The organism is uncultured Sphingomonas sp., from assembly GCF_937871615.1.
Taxonomy (GTDB): Bacteria; Pseudomonadota; Alphaproteobacteria; order Sphingomonadales; family Sphingomonadaceae; genus Sphingomonas.
The window spans coordinates 1-17,481 of record NZ_CALMPA010000034.1 but is presented as its reverse complement, the minus strand read 5'-3'; the positions used below and the strand labels follow the sequence as shown (position 1 = coordinate 17,481).

The window sequence follows — 17,481 nt, the reverse complement described above, 5'->3', positions numbered from 1 at the left end:
CTCAGCTAATGCCTGACAGCGGGCGGCGTCAGCAGCCCGAGCCGCGCTCGACCTGCCGGCCAAGCAATGCACCCCCGGTCGCACCAAGGATCGTGCCGACCGCGCGATCGCCATTATGGTCGAGTGCGCGGCCGAGCAGAGCCCCGGCGCCTCCGCCAACGAGGAGGCCGGTCGTGCCATTGCCGCCGCAGCGATGGTGCCAGCGGCCGCGGTCATAGCCACCACGCCGCCAGCGCGGACCATCATTGTCATTGTCATCGTCATCATCATCATCATCATGGCCGTGATGATGGTGTCCTCGGCCCCAGCCCCAGGCACGCCTGCCGTGATCAGCAAACGCCGGCGAGGAAAAGCTCGTTGCCATGATGGTGGCAAGCGATAGCGCTGCGAGCGACTTTCTTATCATCATGTTTCTGTCCTCCCGGCTGGCGGTTTCCGCCTCGACGGAGACCTCCTTTGCGTCGCTCTTGTGGCGCGTTCCTGAACCGGGCTGTCAGCCATCGTTCAGCAATCAACCTGAGCGGCGCGAGGCGACAGCACATTACCGAATGTTCATTTGGCCCGCTTCGCTAATGCAAATAGATCGCATTTGCGAATCTATTGGGGGATCTGATGACAAGGGCGGTTGCTGGTATCATCCTGTGTGGGATGGGGCTGGGCGTTGCATCGCCGGCCTGGGCTGGCGAGCCGCTGTTTGGTTACCTCTATACGACCGACACTTTGCCGAAAGGGCAGGTCGAGATCGAGCAATGGGTGACGTGGCGCAACGAGAAGATCGCGGGCGATTTCAATCAGATCGACGAGCGGACCGAGGTCGAATACGGGCTGACCGACAATTTCCAGGTTGCGCTTTATGCCAATGCCACCTGGGCCAAGGCCTATCATAACGGTCCGTTCGGCGAGACCACGCCGCCCGAGCCGCTGACCTACGACCAGCCCGGCCCCGACGCGCATTATTCGAATTCGCGCTTCACCGGGGTCTCCGCCGAGGCGGTCTGGCGGGTGCGCAGCCCGATGCTGCACAAGGACGGGATCGGTGTTGCGGTTTATCTCGAGCCGACCTGGGGGGCGCGGTTCCGCGAGGTCGAGACCAAGCTGATCCTCCAGAAGAACTTCATGGACGACAAGTTCGTTCTTTCGGCCAATTTAACTTATGCGCCGGAATATCGCCTGCTACCCGACGACAATGACCCGGGGCGCAACAGCTGGCAGCTCGAAACCGACACCAATTTCGGCATCGGCGCGAGCTATCGCTTCGCGTCCAAATGGTCCGGTGCGGTCGAGCTCGACAATGAGCGCGAATATAACAGCCTGGACTTCACCAAATTGTCGAACAGCGGCTATTATTTCGGGCCGTCGGTCCATTTTGCCGGACGCCACTTCTTCGCGACATTGAGCTATCTCGAACAGCTCCCCTGGGCGAGCGAGCATAGCGACACATTGCGCGGCGCGATCGTCGGCGGCCGGGTCTACGACAATGATTTCGAGCGTCGCCGTGTCCGCCTGAAGATCGGCTTCCCGTTCTGAGCACGAGTGATCCCATGAAGCGACATATCCTGCTGCTCTCTGCCCTCGCCGCCCCGAGCGCGGTCCATGCGACGACCTATCTCACCGTCGAGCAGGCGCAGGCGGCGATGTTTCCGGGCGAAACTTTGCACCCGGCATTTCATGCGCTCAGCCCGCAGCAGATCGGGGAGATCCGCAAGGCCTCGGGCGAGAGCCCGCTGTCGAAGGAGGTGAAGGCGTGGCGCGCCTCTGGCGGCGGCTGGTTCATCGTCGATCAGGTGGTGGGCAAGCACGAATTCATCACCTTCGCGCTCGCGCTTGATGCGGCGGGGGCGGTGAAATCGGTCGAGATCCTCGATTATCGCGAAAGCTATGGCGGGCAGGTGCGCGATCCGCGCTGGCGCGCGCAATTCACCGGCAGGCGCGCCGGCCAGTCGCTGCAACTCGGCCGCGATGTGAAGAACATCTCGGGCGCGACCTTGTCTTCGAAACATGTGACCGACGGCGTGCGTCGTCTGCTGGCTACCTATGCCATCGTGCTCGCCCGCGGATGAGTGGGTGACGCGTTGCCAGCCGTGGCTGGGAACGTTGGTCGAGATCACCGTCCCTGCGGAATCGGCCGGCTGCGTCGAGGCTGCCTTTGCCGCGATCCGGCATGTGCATGAGCGGATGTCGTTTCATTCGCCTGATAGCGACCTGGCCCGCCTGCGTGCCGCTGCGCCGGGGGAGGCGGCGACGGTCGATCGCGAAACGATCGTCGTGTTGCGCGCGGCGCTCGATCTTTATCGCGCGAGCAATGGCCTGTTCGATATCGGCATCGGCGCGGCGCTGGTCGCTGCCGGTTTTCTTCCGGCGGTGGACACGCCCGGGAACGGCACGAGCGCCGATATCGAGATCATGGATGACGAAACGGTCACGCTTCGCAGACCGGTGCTGATCGACCTCGGCGGGATCGCCAAGGGGTATGCGGTCGATCGCGCGATCGCGGTGCTGCGCGAAAGCGGGGTGCCGGCGGCCTGCGTCAACGCCGGGGGCGATCTTGCGGCGCTTGGTGCGCGGCACTGGCCGGTCGCTTTGCGTGATGCCGACGGGATGGTGCGACATCAGATGTCGCTCGCCGATGCCGCAATGGCGAGTTCGGCCAATCTGCTCGACCGGCGGCTCGCCGGGGGACGGTCGTGGAGCCCGCATATCGGCGCCGGCGGCAAGCCGGTGCTGAGCGCCGGGCGGGTCACGATCGTCGCCGATACCTGCCTGTTCGCCGATGCGATGACCAAGATCGCGCTCGCCGACCGCGTGCTCGCCGGTGCATTGCTGCGCGCGCGCGGCGGCGAGATGTTGTGGGAAAGCGATATGCGAGGGGAGGGCTGATGCAGCACCGGCGGACCGCAAAGCTTGCCGAGTGGCAAAAGTGGCTGCTGTGCCTCTCCGGTGGTGCGCTGTGGCTGAGCGGCGGTGCGTGGCTGTTGTTGCATTATTTCGGGCAGGCGCAGGGTGCGTTCGGGCCGGAGACCAATCCCGCCGAGCCGTGGATGATGCGGCTGCACGGCTTCGCGCTGCTGCCCGCGCTGCTCGGCATCGGCGGCATGTTCGTGGTGCATATCCCCAAGGGCTGGACCCATGTGCGCCAGCGCGTCGCCGGCGTCGCGCTCGGCGCGGTGCTTGGGCTGCTGATATTGAGTGGTTACCTGCTTTATTATGTCGGCGACGACATGGTTCGCGGCTGGGCCTCGAAGGCTCATTGGATCGTCGGGCTTGGCGTGCCTGCCGTGTTCATCTGGCACTGGCTCAATGGAATTGCTGCCCGCCGGCGATAAGCAGGCGAAAGACCGCGCCCCAGGTAAGCCATCTGCCAAAGCATCACGCATCTAGAGGATGCAAAAATGGGCCGTCGAGTTTCCCCGGCGACCCAAATTGCCTGACAATTGGAAAGGGAGTGTCAGGCGCAGAGCGCGGTGCGGCGCTCTGTTCATATTGAAGAGAGTGCTGAACCTGCATCTGATCTAGCGGTGGCCGAAATAATTTTTCGCGCGAGGGATTAAACCCGCCTCGGCCGCCGTTGCTCGCTTGAAGCCGGATCGGAAACGACCGGCTCCGAGCAAGGAGACGAAGTATGACCATTGCGTTCCGAACCCATCTGTTGACCGCGGCGATGATTCTGGCGGGGGCCAGCGCGGTTCCGGCTTCGGCGCAGCTGCTCGGCGGCCAGGGCGGTGGCGCGATCGGTGCGGCTGGCAATCTCGAAGGTGCACTGTCTGGTGGAGGCGACGTCCACACCGACCGTATCGGCTCTGCGACAGATCGCGTTGCGAGCGGCGTGAAAGGATCGGCGCGCGCGTCCAGCGGCCATTCGGTCAACACGCGATCGGGGCACCTCTCGGTAGATACCGCGGTTGACGGTGCCGTGAGCCAGAGCGCCGGCGCCGCGCTGGGCACGAGCAGCGTTCGTGGTCGTGCGCTTGGCGGGTCAGCGAACAGCGCGGGTTCAGCCAGCGCTGGCGGCAAAGTCGGGGTGAATGCTGATCTGATCGGCACCGATCAGGTTGGAGAAGCGGTCGGCACGGCGCACCGGGCAGCGATCGGCGCTGCCGGACAGGCGCGCGCCACTGCGAGCGGCACGGCGGCCGTTTCGGGTCATGCAGCTGGTCGTATACCGTCGGTTTTGCGCGCCGCCACGCCGCCAATGCAGCTGGCGCTGCCCGCCACCACGCGAGCGCAGCGCTCAGTCATGCATACGATGCCGCCGGTGCGGCGGGCTCGGTTGGGGTAAGCGGATCGGCGTCGGTAAACGGCTCAAGCTCGGCGAGTGCGGGCACGCCGCGCCGTTGATTGCGGACAAAATGCGGTAGGGGCCGCGATCGGTTCGCCTGGACAGCAATCACGGACCTGTCGAACCCCCAAGACGTGCGGTCTGTATTTTGCCGCACGTCGCCCGGAACGCCGTGCAGGGCGAGGCTCTGCACGGCGTTCCTTTTCAGGCGGAGCAGGGGGCGCCGAGGTCATCGAGGCGATCCCGCTTGTTCAGTCGCCGAACCAGGCGTAGCTTCGGGGTTGAACGACCTGCCCAGGTGAGCGCTGCCGGTGCTTGGCACGCTCTCGTAAATCGAGCGCCAGGATAGACATATTGTTGGCTTAGCGAGGAGGGAGAGATGGACCATCGCCGCCGCCTTCTGTTCCATGGCGCGAGTCTGTTCTTGCTCGGCTTGCTGACTGGCCTCGCCGAGGCGAAATTTACGAACGTGCGCATGGGATTGGCTGCGCATCTGGAAGGCGTGATGAACGGAACCTTCCTGATTGCCGTCGGCGCCATCTGGGGCCAGATGAAGTTATCGCAGCGTGCGACCGGACTGACGTACGCAGCCTTGCTCGGGGGGACGTATGGCAACTGGGTCGTCACGTCGGTCACCGCTATTCTCGGAACCGCCGCGCTCTCACCGGTTACTGCGGCTGGCCATCACGCGGTCGAATGGCAGGAAGGCTTTGTCACGGCAGGGTTCGTGACCGTCGGTGCGGCGATTATTCTAGCCTCCGTGCTGCTCGTGTGGGGCCTTCGCGGCGCATCCTTGAAAACCGCCTGACGGAATGCCGCGCATATCGCGCGCGGCTTTGGAAGCGGCACGAGTGTCGGTCCCGCGATCAGATTTCGGAAGCGATGCCGATCTGCCGGCTTGCGGCCGGCGGCGGGTGGCGCACATAGTGGCTTCGCAATACCGGGCGATCGGTCGCCCCCAGGGAGGGTAGATGCGCAAATCCACATTGCTCGCGGGGCTGGTCGTGGCGTCGCTGAGCGCCGCAGCATTTTCACAGCTTCCCGAAGCGCAGAGCATTTCGGCGCAGGACAAGGCAACCGGCGCCAAGGCGCATCCGGATCTGCTGGCCGAATATGGCGGTGCTTATGCCGGGCCGCAGGCCGATTATGTCGCGCGCGTCGGCCGACGGGTCGCGGGGCAATCGGGCATCGCCAACGTCAACCGCGATTTCACCTTCACCTTGCTGAACTCGCCGGTGGAGAATGCCTTCGCCATCCCCGGCGGCTATGTCTATTGCACGCGCCAGCTGCTCGCGCTGATGAATGACGAGGCGGAGCTGGCGTTCGTCCTCGGGCACGAAACCGGCCATATCGCCGCCCACCACGCCGATCAGCGCAACAGCGTCGCGCAGCGCGACGTGCTGCTCGGCAGCCTGGGGCAGGCGGTGCTGGGCGCGATCCTCGGCAACGGGCAATTGGGGCAGAAGCTGGGGCAGTTCGGCACCAGCGGGATCAACCGGCTGGTGGTCGGCAACGTCATGCATCACTCGCGGCAGCAGGAGTTCGAGGCCGACGACCTTGGCGTGGGCTTCGCCGATCGCGCGGGCTATGATCCGCTCGCCGCGCCCGACATGCTGACCTCGCTCGCCGCACAGGAGGCGCTCGACAAACGGATCAGCGGCAATGCACGCATCACGCTACGCTGGGCGATGTCGCATCCCGATCCGGGCAGCCGCGTCGGCCGCGCGCTCGCCCTTGCGCGCCAGCAGCGGCCGGCATCATCCTATCGCAACAACGATGCCCTCCTGATGTCGCTCAAAGGGATGCTGTACGGCGACGATCCGCGTCAGGGCGTGATCGACGGGCAGACGTTCAAATATCCCGACACCGGGTTCCGGTTCACCGCGCCCGCCGGCTATGGGATGGAGAACGGCACCGATGCGGTCACGATCGGCGGCATGTCCGGTAATGTCGGCGGACAGGCGCGCTTCAGTGGCGGGCGCTATGACGGCACACTCGACGGCTATGTCGGCAAGGTGCTGGCCGGGCTGAGCAAGAATGCCGCCGCCCCGGCGATGACGCGGGGCGCGATCAACGGGATGGAAACGGCCACCGCGCGGGTGCGCGGGCAGGACGGATCGGGGCGCGCGGTCGACGTCACGATCGTCGCTTATGCCTTCGCGCCCGGCACCGCCTATAGTTTCGTCGTGTTGCAGCCGCAGGGGGCGGGGCTGGGGGATCTAGCCCCGCTCGTGCAGAGCTTCAGCCGCATGACCGCTGCCGAGGCGGCGGCGGTGCGGCCACGCATCGTCGATGTGGTGACGGTCCAGCGCGGCGACAGCGTCGCGAGCCTCGCCGCGCAGATGGCCTACACCGATCTCAAGGCCGATCGCTTTCGTGTGCTCAACGGCCTGTCGCCCGAGGCGACCGCGCTCACCCCGGGGCGCAAGGTGAAGCTGATCGTCTGGGGAACGTCGAACCGATCATAGCAATTGCGCCCCTCCCTGGCGGGGAGGAGCGGAATGGCTCAGCTGTACCGGCAACGGCGGTCCGCGGTCATCGAGCGGTCGATCGCGCGGCCCGCGACCGCGCCGCCCGCAGCGCCGGCGATCGTACCGAGCGCGCCATGGCCGAAGATCGAATTACCGACCAATGCGCCACCGACGCCGCCTGCGATCAGGCCGGTCGTGCCGTTCGAATAGCGGCAGCGTTTAACACCACGATAATGGTGGCGATAAGTCCTGGCCTGCGCGTCGCTGCTCGGAAACACCATCGACACCGGCACGGCGAGCGACACCACGCTCACGGCAATTATCAGTTTACGCATATCCGATTCCCTCTTTGTACTCGTCGTTGTCCCGGTGGCGTACAAATCGGTCGACGCAGATTGCCGCAGCCTGAATTGCATGCGGCAACCGGAAAATGTGGCGAAGCGCGGTATGGCGGAGGAATGGAAGTCGTGCTGCAAAAGAGGGTTTAACTGCCGTATCCCCGCAGTTGGCCTCGAATGAGGAGCGAGCAATGAGCTGTGGATCAGCCGTATGTTACGCGCTCCTTAACCGCAGCTAAACGGCCAATTCAGCCGCGGCAAAGCTCTCCTCGAATATGTTGAGATGGCCAAGTGGAAGCAGGGAATTCCATGTGGCCGGAGATGGTATGATCAGGAAGCTTTCATTGCTCGCCGCGGCCGCCGGCGGTGTGCTGGCGCTGGTCCCGGCAAGCGCCTCGGCGCAAAGCTGGGGCGTCTATTATAGCTACGGACGACCCTATTACGATCAATGGTATCCCCGGCAATATTATTACAATTACGATCATCCATATTATCGCGACTACGATAATTATTATCGCCGCGAATATTGGCGGGATCGTCGCGAGCGCTGGGAGCGTGAACGGACGCGGCGCTACTGGATGCATGAGCGCTGGGAGCGCGAGCATCGCTGGCATCGCGATGACGATGATGACGACGACAATTGATCGCTGCTGATCGCCTTCGCCGCGCTGGATGGCGCGGCGAAATACATCGGGGCACTCAATGACGCCATCGATGCGAGCTTCCCGCACGGGAGGGGCCAAAAATAAGTTGGGAGACGACCGCCCGCGCGCGCCTTAATTGCGTGCCCCAATGGCTCGGGCGGTTGTAGACATATCCACGAGGCGCGATCGGTAGCCTGTGCGGCATTCGCGCTGTTGCTCGTGGTCGCGGTGCTGCTTCGCGCGCGCGACTTCGGCAATCCGGCGATCCATGTCGACGAGGAATATTATCTGCTCGTCGGCGATCGGATGTTGCACGGCACGCTGCCTTATCTCGGCATATGGGATCGCAAGCCGGTCGGACTGTTCCTGATTTTCGCGGCGATCCGGTTGATCCCGGGCGACGGGATTCTCGTCTATCAGCTTGTCGCGACGCTGTTTGCCGCGGTGACCGCCTGGGTGGTCGCGCGCGCCGGCCAGCAATTGGGCGCGGGCAGGGGCGGCACGATCGCGGCGGCGATCTGCTACATTCTCTGGCTATCGCTGTTGAGCGGGCGCGGCGGGCAATCGCCGGTATTCTACAATCTGTTCGTCGCGGGCGGCGGGTTGCTGACCCTGCGGTTGCCGCAATTGGCGACCCGACGGGATCGCCGCGCGATCGTGATCAACGGTGCCGCCGCCTGCCTGCTGGCCGGACTAGCGATCCAGACCAAATACACGCCGGTCGTGGAAGGCGCATTCTTCGGCCTCGCGCACCTTTGGTATCTGCGGCGGGCGGGTGCATCTTTGTTCGCGGTCGGCGGCGCTGCGATCTTATGGGCTGCGCTGGGTTTGGCGCCGACGGCGCTGGCGGTCGCTTACTATTATGAGCGCGGTTCGGCCGTGTTCCAGGCGTTCTGGTTTGCCAATTTCGTATCGGTCGGGTTGCGCAGAGGCTATCCCGCCGCGAAGATCGCGGCGCGGCTTGCCGGGACGACGACGCAACTCGCGCCATTTGCCTTGATCGCGACCCTTCACTGGCGGGATCGCCCGCGGCGCGCCGAGACGATCCTCGCTTGCGGATGGCTGGCGGCGGCGCTGGTCGCCTTCGTGATGATCGGGGCCTTCTTCGATCATTACGCACTGCCGTTGATGGTGCCGCTCGCGATCGTCGCGGCGCCCGTCCTGGGGCGGCACCGCGCGGCGCTCGTCGCCACGCTCGGATGGGGCGTCGCTTTATTGACGTTCCATATCGTCACCGAGCCCGACGAGGGAACGTCGGCGCGCGCCATCGCGCGGGTGATCAAGGCCGATAGCGGGGCGGAATGCCCCTTTGTCTTCGCGGGGGATTCGATCCTTTATTATCTCGCCGGGACGTGCCTGCCCACGGCTTACGCTTTTCCCTCGACGCTCGCTTATGACGCCGAGCGTGGCGCGAGCGGGATCGACGAGACCGCCGAGGTGCGCCGGATCATGACCAGGCGCCCGCCGGTGGTGGTGACCATGGATCATCCGCTCGCGCCGTGGAACCTCGCCACGCATGCGGTCGTGGCGCGCGCGCTGGCGCAGGGGTATCGCCTGATCATGGTCGCACCGCGCGGCGCCGACCATCTGCTCGTCTATTTGCGTCGCGATATCCGCCGGGTGCGATAGGCCCGGCTCGTTCGGGCGGGAACCCGAGCGTGATCTGTATTGGGAGCCTCGGGTTCCTGCTGCCTCTGGATCTTATTTGCAAATGAGTTGCAATACCGTATGAGCCCTCGTGACATTAATCGGGGGTGAGCGTTCCATGTCTTCCGCTGTCCGTTTTGGCCGTAGCCGCGCTTCGGATTCGATCCTGCTGGGCGTCGCCCTTGCGGTATTGGCCGGCGTTCCCGCGCAAGCCCAGACCGCGAGTGACCGGGGCGCCGGCGAGGATGTCGTCGTCACCGCGGACCGCCAGGACAGCTTCGGCGCCGACTTCGTGCAGGCCGGTACCTTCCGCGATGCGCGCTTGCTCGATACGCCGCTGACCGTCGCGGTGATGACCAAGGAATTGCTCGACGCGCAGCAGGCACGGTCGGTGATCGATGCCGTGCGCAACACGCCGGGGGTCACCCAGGCGCAGATCAACACGAGCATCTACAGCAACCTCGCGATCCGTGGCATCACGCTCAGCAATTTCGCCAACGTGCGGTGGAACGGCGTCCTCCCCATCATCAACCTCGTCGAGCAGCCGATCGAGAGCAAGGACCGGATCGAGGTGCTGAAGGGGGCGGCGGGCCTCTATTACGGCTTCGCCACGCCCTCGGGCATCGTCAATCTGGTAACCGAGCGTCCGACGGCCGCACCGATCACGCAGGTCAGCGTGACCGGCGACAGCAACGGGTCGATCGGCACCGATGTCGATATCAGCCGCAGCTTCGGCAACGGCGGCATCAGGGTGAATGCGGGCACCTTCCTGCTCGAGACCGGCGTCCGGCTGACCAGCGGCGAGCGCCATTTCGCGACCGCCGCGTTCGACTGGCAGCCGCTCGCCGGGCTCGAGGTGCTGCTCGACGCGGAATATATCTACAAGACGATCACCGAGCCGACCGAGTTCAGCCTGAGCGCGGTCAATGGTGTCGTCACTCTGCCGCCATTGCAGTCCCCCTCGACCAACCTCGGCGGCAAATGGATGCAGGGGCGGGGATGGGAAACCAACCTGCTCGCGCGCGTCAACTACACCTTCGCGCCGAGTTGGCGCCTGTCGACCGCGATCGGGCAGTCGTTCCTCAGCCGCGATCGCGCTTATTCGTCGTTCGGCAGCTATGATCTCGCCACCGGCAACGGCATCGTCTCGGTCGCGCAGACCCGCGGTAACGATTATCGCAACGTGATCTATCGCGCGGACGTATCCGGCACGTTCCGCACCGGGCCGATCAGGCACGACCTGCTCGTCGGCGCCGCCTATTTGACGCGCAACAGCAACGTGCCGACCGCGGTGCGCCGCAGTTTCGCGCAGAATCTCTACAATCCGGTGCCGATCCCGCAGCAGGCGCCGGCGCCGCGCATCATCCCCAACCCGTCGCGCACCGAGGATCTCGGGCTCTATATCTTCGATCGCGCGTCGCTCGGTGACTGGCTGCAGGCGACGATCGGCTATCGTAAGACCGACTATCGCGACGTCAGCCGTACCAGCCGATACAGCATCAAGCCCGACACTTTCTCCTACGGCGTGATGGTGAAGCCCACGGCATGGGCGAGCCTCTACGGCAATTATATCGAGGGGCTGGAGCCGGGGCCGATCGCGCAGCAGATCGCCAACAATGCCGGTGAAATCCTGCCTGCGGCGGTCAGCAAGCAATATGAGGCCGGCGCCAAGATCGAGCCGATGCGGGGCCTGTTGTTGACCGGCGCCTATTTTCACATCAAGCGGCCGTCGGCCTATCTCAACAGCGCCAATTTCTACGTTCAGGATGGCGAGGCGGTCTATCAGGGCGCGGAGTTCAGCGGGGTCGGCGAACTGATTCCGAACCTGTCGATTTCGGGCAGCGCGATGTTGCTCGATGCCAAGCAGCAATCGGGCGCGGCGAATGTCGTCGGCAAAAGAATCGAGAATGTCGCGAAATTCTCCGGCTCGCTGTTTCTCGAATATCGCGTCCCGCAGGTTTCGGGGCTGCGCGTTTCCGCCGGCGTGTTCCATGTCGGGCGACGCGCGGTCAATGCGCTGAACCAGGGTTTCGTGCCGGGCTACGAGACGTTCGATGCGGGCGCGAGCTACGCGTTCGATCTGCTCGGGAAGCAGGCGATGCTGCGCGTCTATGGCGAGAATATCACCGGCAAACGCTATTGGGCGTCGACCGGCTCCAGCCTGCTCGCGCAAGGCTTGCCGATGTCGGTCAAGTTCGCCTTCTCGATCAAGCTGTAAGATGGGCGCGCGAAGCCGATCGACCGGGCCGTTCATCGGGGCGGTCGATTGGCTGCACCGCTGGACCGGAGCGGTGATCGGGTTGCTGCTCGCATTGCTCGGTGTGTCGGGGGCGCTGCTCGTCAATGCCGAAAGCCTGTTCGTGCCCGCCGCCCGCGTCGTCGACCGCACGGCGTCGCTGTCCGCGATCGCGGCCGGGGTAGAGCAACATGCGACCGCCCGACCCGATTACATCATCTTCGCCTCGCGCGATTTCCCGTTCCATCGCATCGCCTATCGCGACGGATCGGGCCGCTATCTCGATTCCGCCGGCAGCATCGCCAGCCAGTGGCATAGCCAATGGGGCCGCCCGGAAATCTGGCTGTTCGACCTTCACCGCCATCTGTTCATCGGCAAGGCCGGCGAGACGATCGTCGGGATCGCCGCGCTGCTGGGGATCGGCTTCGTCGTCACCGGCATATTCCTGTGGTGGCAACGCCGGCGTAGCTTCGCGCCGAGGCTATGGCCATCGCGGATCAGCCGCCCCGCCATCGTCCGGCATCATCGCGATCTCGGCATCGTTATCGCGCCGCTGCTGTTGCTCTCGTTCGTCACCGGCACCGCGATGGCGTTGAAGCCCGTGGGGCTGATGCTGGTCAGCCCCTGGTCGTCGGCGAGCGAGATCGCGGCGGCGACCGCGCGGCCCGGACTGCAATTCCCCGATCGGTGCGAGCCGCTGGACTGGCCGGGGATCATCTCCGCCGCCGGGCGCCGGTTTCCCGCGGCCGAGATCAGGCTGATCGGCTTTCCCGCCGAAGCGGGCGATCCGATCCTCGTGCGGATGCGCCAGCCCGACGAATGGCTGCCTAACGGACATACCTTTCTATGGTTTGCCCCCTGTGGTGCGCAGTTGATTGCGGCGAAAGACGCCCGCACCTTTCCGAAAGGAGTGAAAATACTCGATCTTGCCTATCCGCTTCACGCGGCCAAGGCTGGAGGGTTCATCCACCGGTTGATCATGACGATCGTCGGTATCGGGCTCGCGCTGCTCGGGTCATTTTCGGTCTGGAGCTTTTGGATAAAAAGCCCGGGACGCGTCAGCCGTCGCGATTGCAGGCGTTACACCTCAAGTGGCGAACCCGGATCTGGATAAACGGGTTGATAACTCCGGCGTCGCCGCGGGCGGTTGAAGACTGCGTCGCGAACCTCCTGCCTATGCCCTTGCGTGAGCCCCCGTCGGGCACCGGCAGATGCCGTCCGCGCCCTCGGCCGCGAGGCGCGACAAGCTCACCACCTTGCCAGGCAGTCAAGTGAAGCTCAGGCTTGAGATCGAGGCTGATGTGCCGGGCGGCCTTGAGCGCGCCAAGGTCCGCGCCCTGGTGGAGAACGCCAACACCCTTGGATTCATAGAAAAGTCTGTGGAGTGAGATGCTCGCGATTTTGTTGAGCGTTCCCACCATTCAATCCATTTGACCTGCTCTCGATGAGCTGGGCGCGGCGCTCGGTCTCGTCGGTCAGAGAATCGCGCCGATGAGCGATTTTGACTGGGTAGGGGTTTTGGGAGGGGGGTGGCGCGTCAACGTCTTGTTCTCGAAGAACAAGACCGCGCATTCCCATGTCCCCCCTCCCAAAACGGAATCACCTATCGAGGCGGATTAAGGTCCCGTCAGCATCCGAAACCCTATTAGGCTCACATGGATGAATGGAACGGATGGACGATGTCGCGCGCCGAGACGGCGAAGTGGCTGGCGGAAGCGCACAAGCGCAGACATCGGAACGGCAGGGCAGACAATACGGCGCTGAAGGCAAAAATTGTTTCGGCGCGCGACAGTGGCGATGGCGCACGCGCTGAGATTCTTTCGCGGCAGGAATGGCGCAAGAGCATCTCGTTTGTACGTCGTAAACGGCAGCGAGAAGAGGCCGAGCGCGATCGCGACGCGCGTCGGGTGGGGGCCGCGATCCGTCGAAATCAACGTGACGCCGATCGCGCTGGGCGGGGGAGCGGAAACGGCCCGCTGTTCGAGTTTAGCCCCGGCAAGTCAGGCGGCCGCAGTCGCGACGGTCGGGACCTATACTTCGAATGGATTTCGCGAGGATACGGATCGGGCAAGGGGCGTAGCTACAAGAAAAGCGGGTCACCCCGAATTAATGCGCGGACGGCCACCTGGCAGAAGGGCGAGTTTCAGAGCAAGATCGACTATATCGAACGCGAAGAGGCGCTGGAGCCTGTTGCCGGGAACCTGCTGAGCAACATGGGGGAAGATCGGGCCGAACGGTTGGGCTGTGCTGAGCGAATCGAGGAACTTGAAGGCCTCGGTCGAAAGGATGCCGGCGTTTACGTGCATTCGATTCTAGCGCTGCCGGCCGATCTGTCCCCTGAAGGTCGTGCGGTGGTGCTGAAGGAGTTATGCGGTCACTACGAGCGGCTCCACCTTCCTTACGCGGCGGCGCTGCATAAGCCCGACGCGGCGAACAGCCAGAAGAATTTTCACGCGCATATCGTGCTCAGTCTGCGTCCGATGAGACGCCGTGGCGACCACTGGGAATTCGCGGCTTCAAAGCTGACGTGGTTGAGCACGCCGGCTGGCTTGAGATTGCAGCGCCGGATGATTGCGCGGGCATTCAACCGTGCGCTCGAGGCTGAGAAGATCGTCGCGCGCTGGACGCATCGATCGCGGGCTGATGATGGGCTGAGTCCTGGCGGTTTTACCAAGCGCGGCGGCGTGTCTCGCCGTCACCGAGCAACGGAGATGCTTGAAACCGCTTCGGAGAACGAGTTGGTGAGCGACTCGGAGGCGGTGGTTCAGGAAATCGAGCGCCTGGAGACGATTGTCGAGAAGCTCGAGGCTAGCGCTAGAATTCTCGATCAGGCCGAACGTGCCGCCGAGGAACTGACCGGAAATCGAGCAATGCCGAACACCGCGAACGACGCCGTCGTGGCGGGGAACGGTACAGGCGCTGCTGTTGGCGCGCGCCAGTCTGATATCGATCGAGCAAGCGGTGATCTTCCAGGCCCTGTGACGGGCATTGCGAATCCGCAATTCGTGCCGACTGCGGCGCATAAGGCCATGGTGCCTCGCGCTGATGCGCCGGGTCGAGAAGGTGGCTTGGTCGAACGCGTTACCAAGCCTTTGAAACCGGTCGATGCGCCGTCCACAGTGCGGACCGGCGCTACGGATAGGCCGGTTTCGCCGGGGCCAGCGCTGATGGATGACGACGAAATGCGGCGGCGCAAACTCGCAGCGGCGGCACGCGAATCGCGGAAGCGTGCTGAGTATCGAGCATTGAGTCTTCGCGAGCGTGAGGTCCACGACGCGTATATCGACGAGGCGGTTCGATATCTGTCGATGCAGAGCGTGGCGCTAAGAGCGTCTCAGGGGGAGCTCGATCTTTTCACGCAGTCCGACGATCTGGCGCGCATCTTTCAAAAGATTGCGGATTCGCAACCTGGTTGGCTGGCGTTGATGGATATGGCCTTGGCGATCAACGACGCGCCGCCGACCCGATCTATGTCGAAGCTGCGGCTCGATCGGCCTGCTGGCAGTGGCCTAGCGGAGCATCATCGGTTCGTTCGCGATCGTGATGATCGCGGGCGTTGATCTCGTGCATCCCAGGGGCGACGACAAGCTTACCTGTCAGGGTGAAGAGTGGCGAGGGTGGTTCGTCAGCGATTTTGGTTGGCAGGCGGTCCCGAGTCCTGAGGTGCGTGCATCTCCAAGCGCTTTGTCATCAGGCAGCGCGAACGGGGCGCCGCGGATTTTGGGCTTCCGATAGCGCGATGCAATTCTCGGCGAGTGACCCCGGCAATTTTTGGCGGTTTGGGGCGCTACGGTCGTGCCATGGAACTTGCACACAACAACCTCGTCAACGAGATCGCTATCAAATTACGCGATCCGCTGCGGCTGCTCAAGGCGCGTGCGCGGATACTGGAGAACGCCGCTCGGGTACGTCAGGGTGAAGCAAAGGTGCTGGCATTCCACATCCGTCAGCAGGCGGATGTTCGAGAGCAGCGGCGTTCACCGGCAAATCTATTGTTTGCATTTGGTGCGATTGTCGAGCGCGAGGGATATCTCGATCTCGACGATTATGCGGTCGCGGGCATTGAACACCACGGCCAACTCTACGCGCTCTGGATAGCCCAAGCTGCGGTTGAAACGCTCGCGAGCAGCCGCGGTGAACTGCTGCGGCATGTGTTTGCAGATCCGCGTCGTTTGGATTGGTGTCGGAAGGAAGGCGCCAGGCTCGCCTGGGAGCATGCAAAAGCAGCGCGAGAGGCGGAGTCGGCGCTATTCCACAAGCGTCGGGAGGGAAAGACCCAGCATTGGCGGAAGGGGCCGATGACCGCGCGTCAGCACTATATGATGACACTCATCTCGGTTCGCGGCGCCATTCCCATGCCTGGCAACCTACGCTGCGGTCCGGCGCACGATTGGATCAGCATCAATGGCGCGCATCCTAATTTTTGGGTTGCGCCCGCACGTCCGCCTCCGTGGCGGCTCGATTAAAGTTACTATCAGCAAGAGGAGAAGCAATATGGAAAGTCCAGTAGCGGGTCTTTTGGAAGGGGTTGCGGACGGTACCGGTTCGCCCGGTGCAAAAAGCGCGATTGTACGCGAAAGCATCGACGCGATCGCGGAGCAAATCGACCGGTATGCGGCTGATCAGGCCGATCTCGTGGAGCGAGCTAGACGAGGCGAGATGGGTAAAGTCGAATCACAACGACGTCAGACCGAGTTGCGTGACTTGGTTAATAAGGCAACTGCGAAAATCGCCCTTCTGGAGGGTTGGCTCATCAAGTTGGAAAGCAGAATTTAGCTAAAATCTATTGTTCGGTAACTTATCTCTCGCCATGCCCTTCCGTTTGGAAAAAGGGCGTGGCGTGAGAATCGGGCACTTATTTGACGCTATAAATTTGGACAATCTTGATCCGCGTAGATTCAATAAACAGCTCGTTGAAATATGGCGTGCGAGGAGATTTGGGGTAACGAATGCGCCCTGGGAGGGAGACGCTATCGGTGCGCTGTTTATGGATTCGGGTAACTTTGCCGAACTGCAGTCTGGCTGGTTCGATGACCTAAGAATTACGCTGCCGATTGATCGATTGCCGAATAATCGAGCTGGTATTCTAAAGCAATTAGAATGGATGATCGATAGCCGGAGAAATCCGGATGTGGTGAAGAAAATGTCCGCCGTATTTTCTCGTGTCTTATCCCCAGCCGGGCGCATGGGAAGTGATTTGCCGAGATTTGAGTTATCTTTCGTCGCTACGAATCTCGAAGATCTAATGGAGACGGATCGGAATTTGGCAGAGCTTCTCCTTTCTGGACGCCTTGGCGATGCTTGCGACGTTGTCTGTGCCGATGGGAGCAATGCGGGCGCTAAAAAGCGTAAAATGATACGGCTGATGACGATAATGTGGGGGCTATTTGACCTTCAGATCATCGCATATCGAATCCATCATGCCGAATGGAATCCACTGGAGGCTGGCCTGGATAATCCAGAAAATGCGACGCTGGAGAGCGTCGCAAACGTTATCAATGAAATGTACAAAATGGCAAAACTTGCCAAAGATGAATTCAATGATGGAAAGTCGATCGATTCGGTAGATAATAAATTACGTATGTTCGTTGATGAACACGAGTTGATGAAGCATGCGGCGAGGAATGCTGCATCCCTCGGTATAAAACAGGAAAAAATAGATCGCGGTGAATTTGATGTTGTCGATGTCGCGAAATATCTGGATTTTCTTCAAAATAAATTAATGCCGATCATCGCGGGATTTGAGGAGAGCAGGACGAGGCGCAGCCAGAATATCTTAGAATTTATTCGCGGCGCAGGTGGAACGCACAAGATTAGGCTCCAGACTCAATCAAAGCCAGAACGCGATCGCGGTAGCAAGTGCGACGCC

The 17,481-nt window shown here is 62.7% G+C and carries 18 protein-coding genes; 16 read left to right on the top strand and 2 right to left on the bottom strand.

Annotated elements, in window-relative coordinates; all coding sequences use genetic code 11:
* Positions 1-28 precede the first annotated feature (28 nt).
* Positions 29-409 carry a glycine zipper 2TM domain-containing protein gene (locus Q0316_RS08860; RefSeq protein WP_298671438.1) on the bottom strand — a complete coding sequence of 127 codons (381 nt, stop codon included), beginning with the start codon at positions 407-409 and terminating at the stop codon, positions 29-31.
* 203 nt (positions 410-612) lie between these two features.
* Between Q0316_RS08860 and Q0316_RS08855 the strand changes: the two genes are divergently transcribed.
* From Q0316_RS08855 to Q0316_RS08825, 7 genes are all read left to right on the top strand, one after another.
* A complete protein-coding gene (locus Q0316_RS08855; protein ID WP_298671436.1) occupies positions 613-1,527 on the top strand; it encodes a hypothetical protein in 915 nt (304 codons plus the stop codon).
* A gap of 14 nt (positions 1,528-1,541) precedes the next feature.
* The gene (locus tag Q0316_RS08850) at positions 1,542-2,060 is read left to right on the top strand and encodes an FMN-binding protein (protein ID WP_298671434.1); all 519 of its coding nucleotides are present in this window, start codon (positions 1,542-1,544) and stop codon (positions 2,058-2,060) included.
* A gap of 4 nt (positions 2,061-2,064) precedes the next feature.
* Positions 2,065-2,877, top strand: coding sequence for an FAD:protein FMN transferase (locus tag Q0316_RS08845; RefSeq protein WP_298671433.1), 813 nt, complete (start codon positions 2,065-2,067; stop codon positions 2,875-2,877).
* Positions 2,877-3,323, top strand: a complete 447-nt coding sequence (locus Q0316_RS08840) for a hypothetical protein (protein ID WP_298671430.1) — start codon at positions 2,877-2,879, stop codon at positions 3,321-3,323. The genes Q0316_RS08845 and Q0316_RS08840 overlap by 1 nt, the downstream gene beginning before the upstream one ends.
* Positions 3,324-3,619: 296 nt before the next feature.
* Positions 3,620-4,276, top strand: a complete 657-nt coding sequence (locus Q0316_RS08835) for a hypothetical protein (protein WP_298671428.1) — start codon at positions 3,620-3,622, stop codon at positions 4,274-4,276.
* A 379-nt stretch (positions 4,277-4,655) separates the two neighbouring features.
* On the top strand, positions 4,656-5,084 hold the full coding sequence (locus Q0316_RS08830; protein ID WP_298671425.1) for a hypothetical protein: 429 nt from the start codon (positions 4,656-4,658) through the stop codon (positions 5,082-5,084).
* A 163-nt stretch (positions 5,085-5,247) separates the two neighbouring features.
* The gene (locus tag Q0316_RS08825; RefSeq protein ID WP_298671422.1) at positions 5,248-6,744 is read left to right on the top strand and encodes a M48 family metalloprotease; all 1,497 of its coding nucleotides are present in this window, start codon (positions 5,248-5,250) and stop codon (positions 6,742-6,744) included.
* 38 nt (positions 6,745-6,782) lie between these two features.
* Here the strand turns inward: Q0316_RS08825 and Q0316_RS08820 are convergent, their stop codons facing one another.
* Positions 6,783-7,082 (bottom strand): hypothetical protein, encoded by a 300-nt coding sequence (locus Q0316_RS08820; protein ID WP_298671420.1) that lies wholly within the window; start codon positions 7,080-7,082, stop codon positions 6,783-6,785.
* 329 nt (positions 7,083-7,411) lie between these two features.
* Here Q0316_RS08820 and Q0316_RS08815 point away from each other — a divergent pair, with 329 nt between their 5' ends.
* The 9 genes from Q0316_RS08815 to Q0316_RS08775 form a co-directional block, all read left to right on the top strand.
* Entirely contained in the window at positions 7,412-7,729 is a 318-nt protein-coding gene (locus Q0316_RS08815; RefSeq protein ID WP_298671417.1) for a hypothetical protein, read from the top strand.
* Between the two features lie 228 nt (positions 7,730-7,957).
* The gene (locus Q0316_RS08810; protein WP_298671415.1) at positions 7,958-9,358 is read left to right on the top strand and encodes a hypothetical protein; all 1,401 of its coding nucleotides are present in this window, start codon (positions 7,958-7,960) and stop codon (positions 9,356-9,358) included.
* Between the two features lie 136 nt (positions 9,359-9,494).
* Entirely contained in the window at positions 9,495-11,594 is a 2,100-nt protein-coding gene (locus Q0316_RS08805; RefSeq protein WP_298671412.1) for a TonB-dependent receptor, read from the top strand.
* A gap of 1 nt (position 11,595) precedes the next feature.
* Complete coding sequence (locus Q0316_RS08800) at positions 11,596-12,726, top strand: PepSY domain-containing protein (RefSeq protein ID WP_298671409.1); 1,131 nt, start codon at positions 11,596-11,598, stop codon at positions 12,724-12,726.
* A gap of 97 nt (positions 12,727-12,823) precedes the next feature.
* On the top strand, positions 12,824-13,000 hold the full coding sequence (locus Q0316_RS08795) for a hypothetical protein (RefSeq protein WP_298671406.1): 177 nt from the start codon (positions 12,824-12,826) through the stop codon (positions 12,998-13,000).
* A gap of 267 nt (positions 13,001-13,267) precedes the next feature.
* Entirely contained in the window at positions 13,268-15,172 is a 1,905-nt protein-coding gene (locus Q0316_RS08790; protein WP_298671404.1) for a hypothetical protein, read from the top strand.
* A 195-nt stretch (positions 15,173-15,367) separates the two neighbouring features.
* Positions 15,368-16,078: a hypothetical protein gene (locus Q0316_RS08785; RefSeq protein WP_298671401.1), complete on the top strand. Its 711-nt coding sequence runs from the start codon at positions 15,368-15,370 to the stop codon at positions 16,076-16,078.
* Positions 16,079-16,106: 28 nt separating this feature from the next.
* Positions 16,107-16,388 carry a hypothetical protein gene (locus tag Q0316_RS08780; RefSeq protein WP_298671399.1) on the top strand — a complete coding sequence of 94 codons (282 nt, stop codon included), beginning with the start codon at positions 16,107-16,109 and terminating at the stop codon, positions 16,386-16,388.
* Between the two features lie 34 nt (positions 16,389-16,422).
* A partial coding sequence (locus tag Q0316_RS08775) for a hypothetical protein (protein WP_298671397.1) occupies positions 16,423-17,481 on the top strand: 1,059 nt, incomplete at its 3' end.

What these genes read in the sequence shown, in the direction of transcription:
- Q0316_RS08815 (WP_298671417.1), top strand. Translation starts at nt 7,412, where the DNA reads ATGATCAGGAAGCTTTCATTGCTCGCCGCGGCCGCCGGCGGTGTGCTG.
- Q0316_RS08830 (WP_298671425.1), top strand. Translation starts at nt 4,656, where the DNA reads ATGGACCATCGCCGCCGCCTTCTGTTCCATGGCGCGAGTCTGTTCTTG.
- Q0316_RS08805 (WP_298671412.1), top strand. Translation starts at nt 9,495, where the DNA reads ATGTCTTCCGCTGTCCGTTTTGGCCGTAGCCGCGCTTCGGATTCGATC.
- Q0316_RS08835 (WP_298671428.1), top strand. Translation starts at nt 3,620, where the DNA reads ATGACCATTGCGTTCCGAACCCATCTGTTGACCGCGGCGATGATTCTG.
- Q0316_RS08850 (WP_298671434.1), top strand. Translation starts at nt 1,542, where the DNA reads ATGAAGCGACATATCCTGCTGCTCTCTGCCCTCGCCGCCCCGAGCGCG.
- Q0316_RS08780 (WP_298671399.1), top strand. Translation starts at nt 16,107, where the DNA reads ATGGAAAGTCCAGTAGCGGGTCTTTTGGAAGGGGTTGCGGACGGTACC.
- Q0316_RS08855 (WP_298671436.1), top strand. Translation starts at nt 613, where the DNA reads ATGACAAGGGCGGTTGCTGGTATCATCCTGTGTGGGATGGGGCTGGGC.
- Q0316_RS08820 (WP_298671420.1), bottom strand. Translation starts at nt 7,082, where the DNA reads ATGCGTAAACTGATAATTGCCGTGAGCGTGGTGTCGCTCGCCGTGCCG.
- Q0316_RS08795 (WP_298671406.1), top strand. Translation starts at nt 12,824, where the DNA reads ATGCCGTCCGCGCCCTCGGCCGCGAGGCGCGACAAGCTCACCACCTTG.
- Q0316_RS08790 (WP_298671404.1), top strand. Translation starts at nt 13,268, where the DNA reads ATGGATGAATGGAACGGATGGACGATGTCGCGCGCCGAGACGGCGAAG.
- Q0316_RS08825 (WP_298671422.1), top strand. Translation starts at nt 5,248, where the DNA reads ATGCGCAAATCCACATTGCTCGCGGGGCTGGTCGTGGCGTCGCTGAGC.
- Q0316_RS08800 (WP_298671409.1), top strand. Translation starts at nt 11,596, where the DNA reads ATGGGCGCGCGAAGCCGATCGACCGGGCCGTTCATCGGGGCGGTCGAT.
- Q0316_RS08860 (WP_298671438.1), bottom strand. Translation starts at nt 409, where the DNA reads ATGATGATAAGAAAGTCGCTCGCAGCGCTATCGCTTGCCACCATCATG.
- Q0316_RS08840 (WP_298671430.1), top strand. Translation starts at nt 2,877, where the DNA reads ATGCAGCACCGGCGGACCGCAAAGCTTGCCGAGTGGCAAAAGTGGCTG.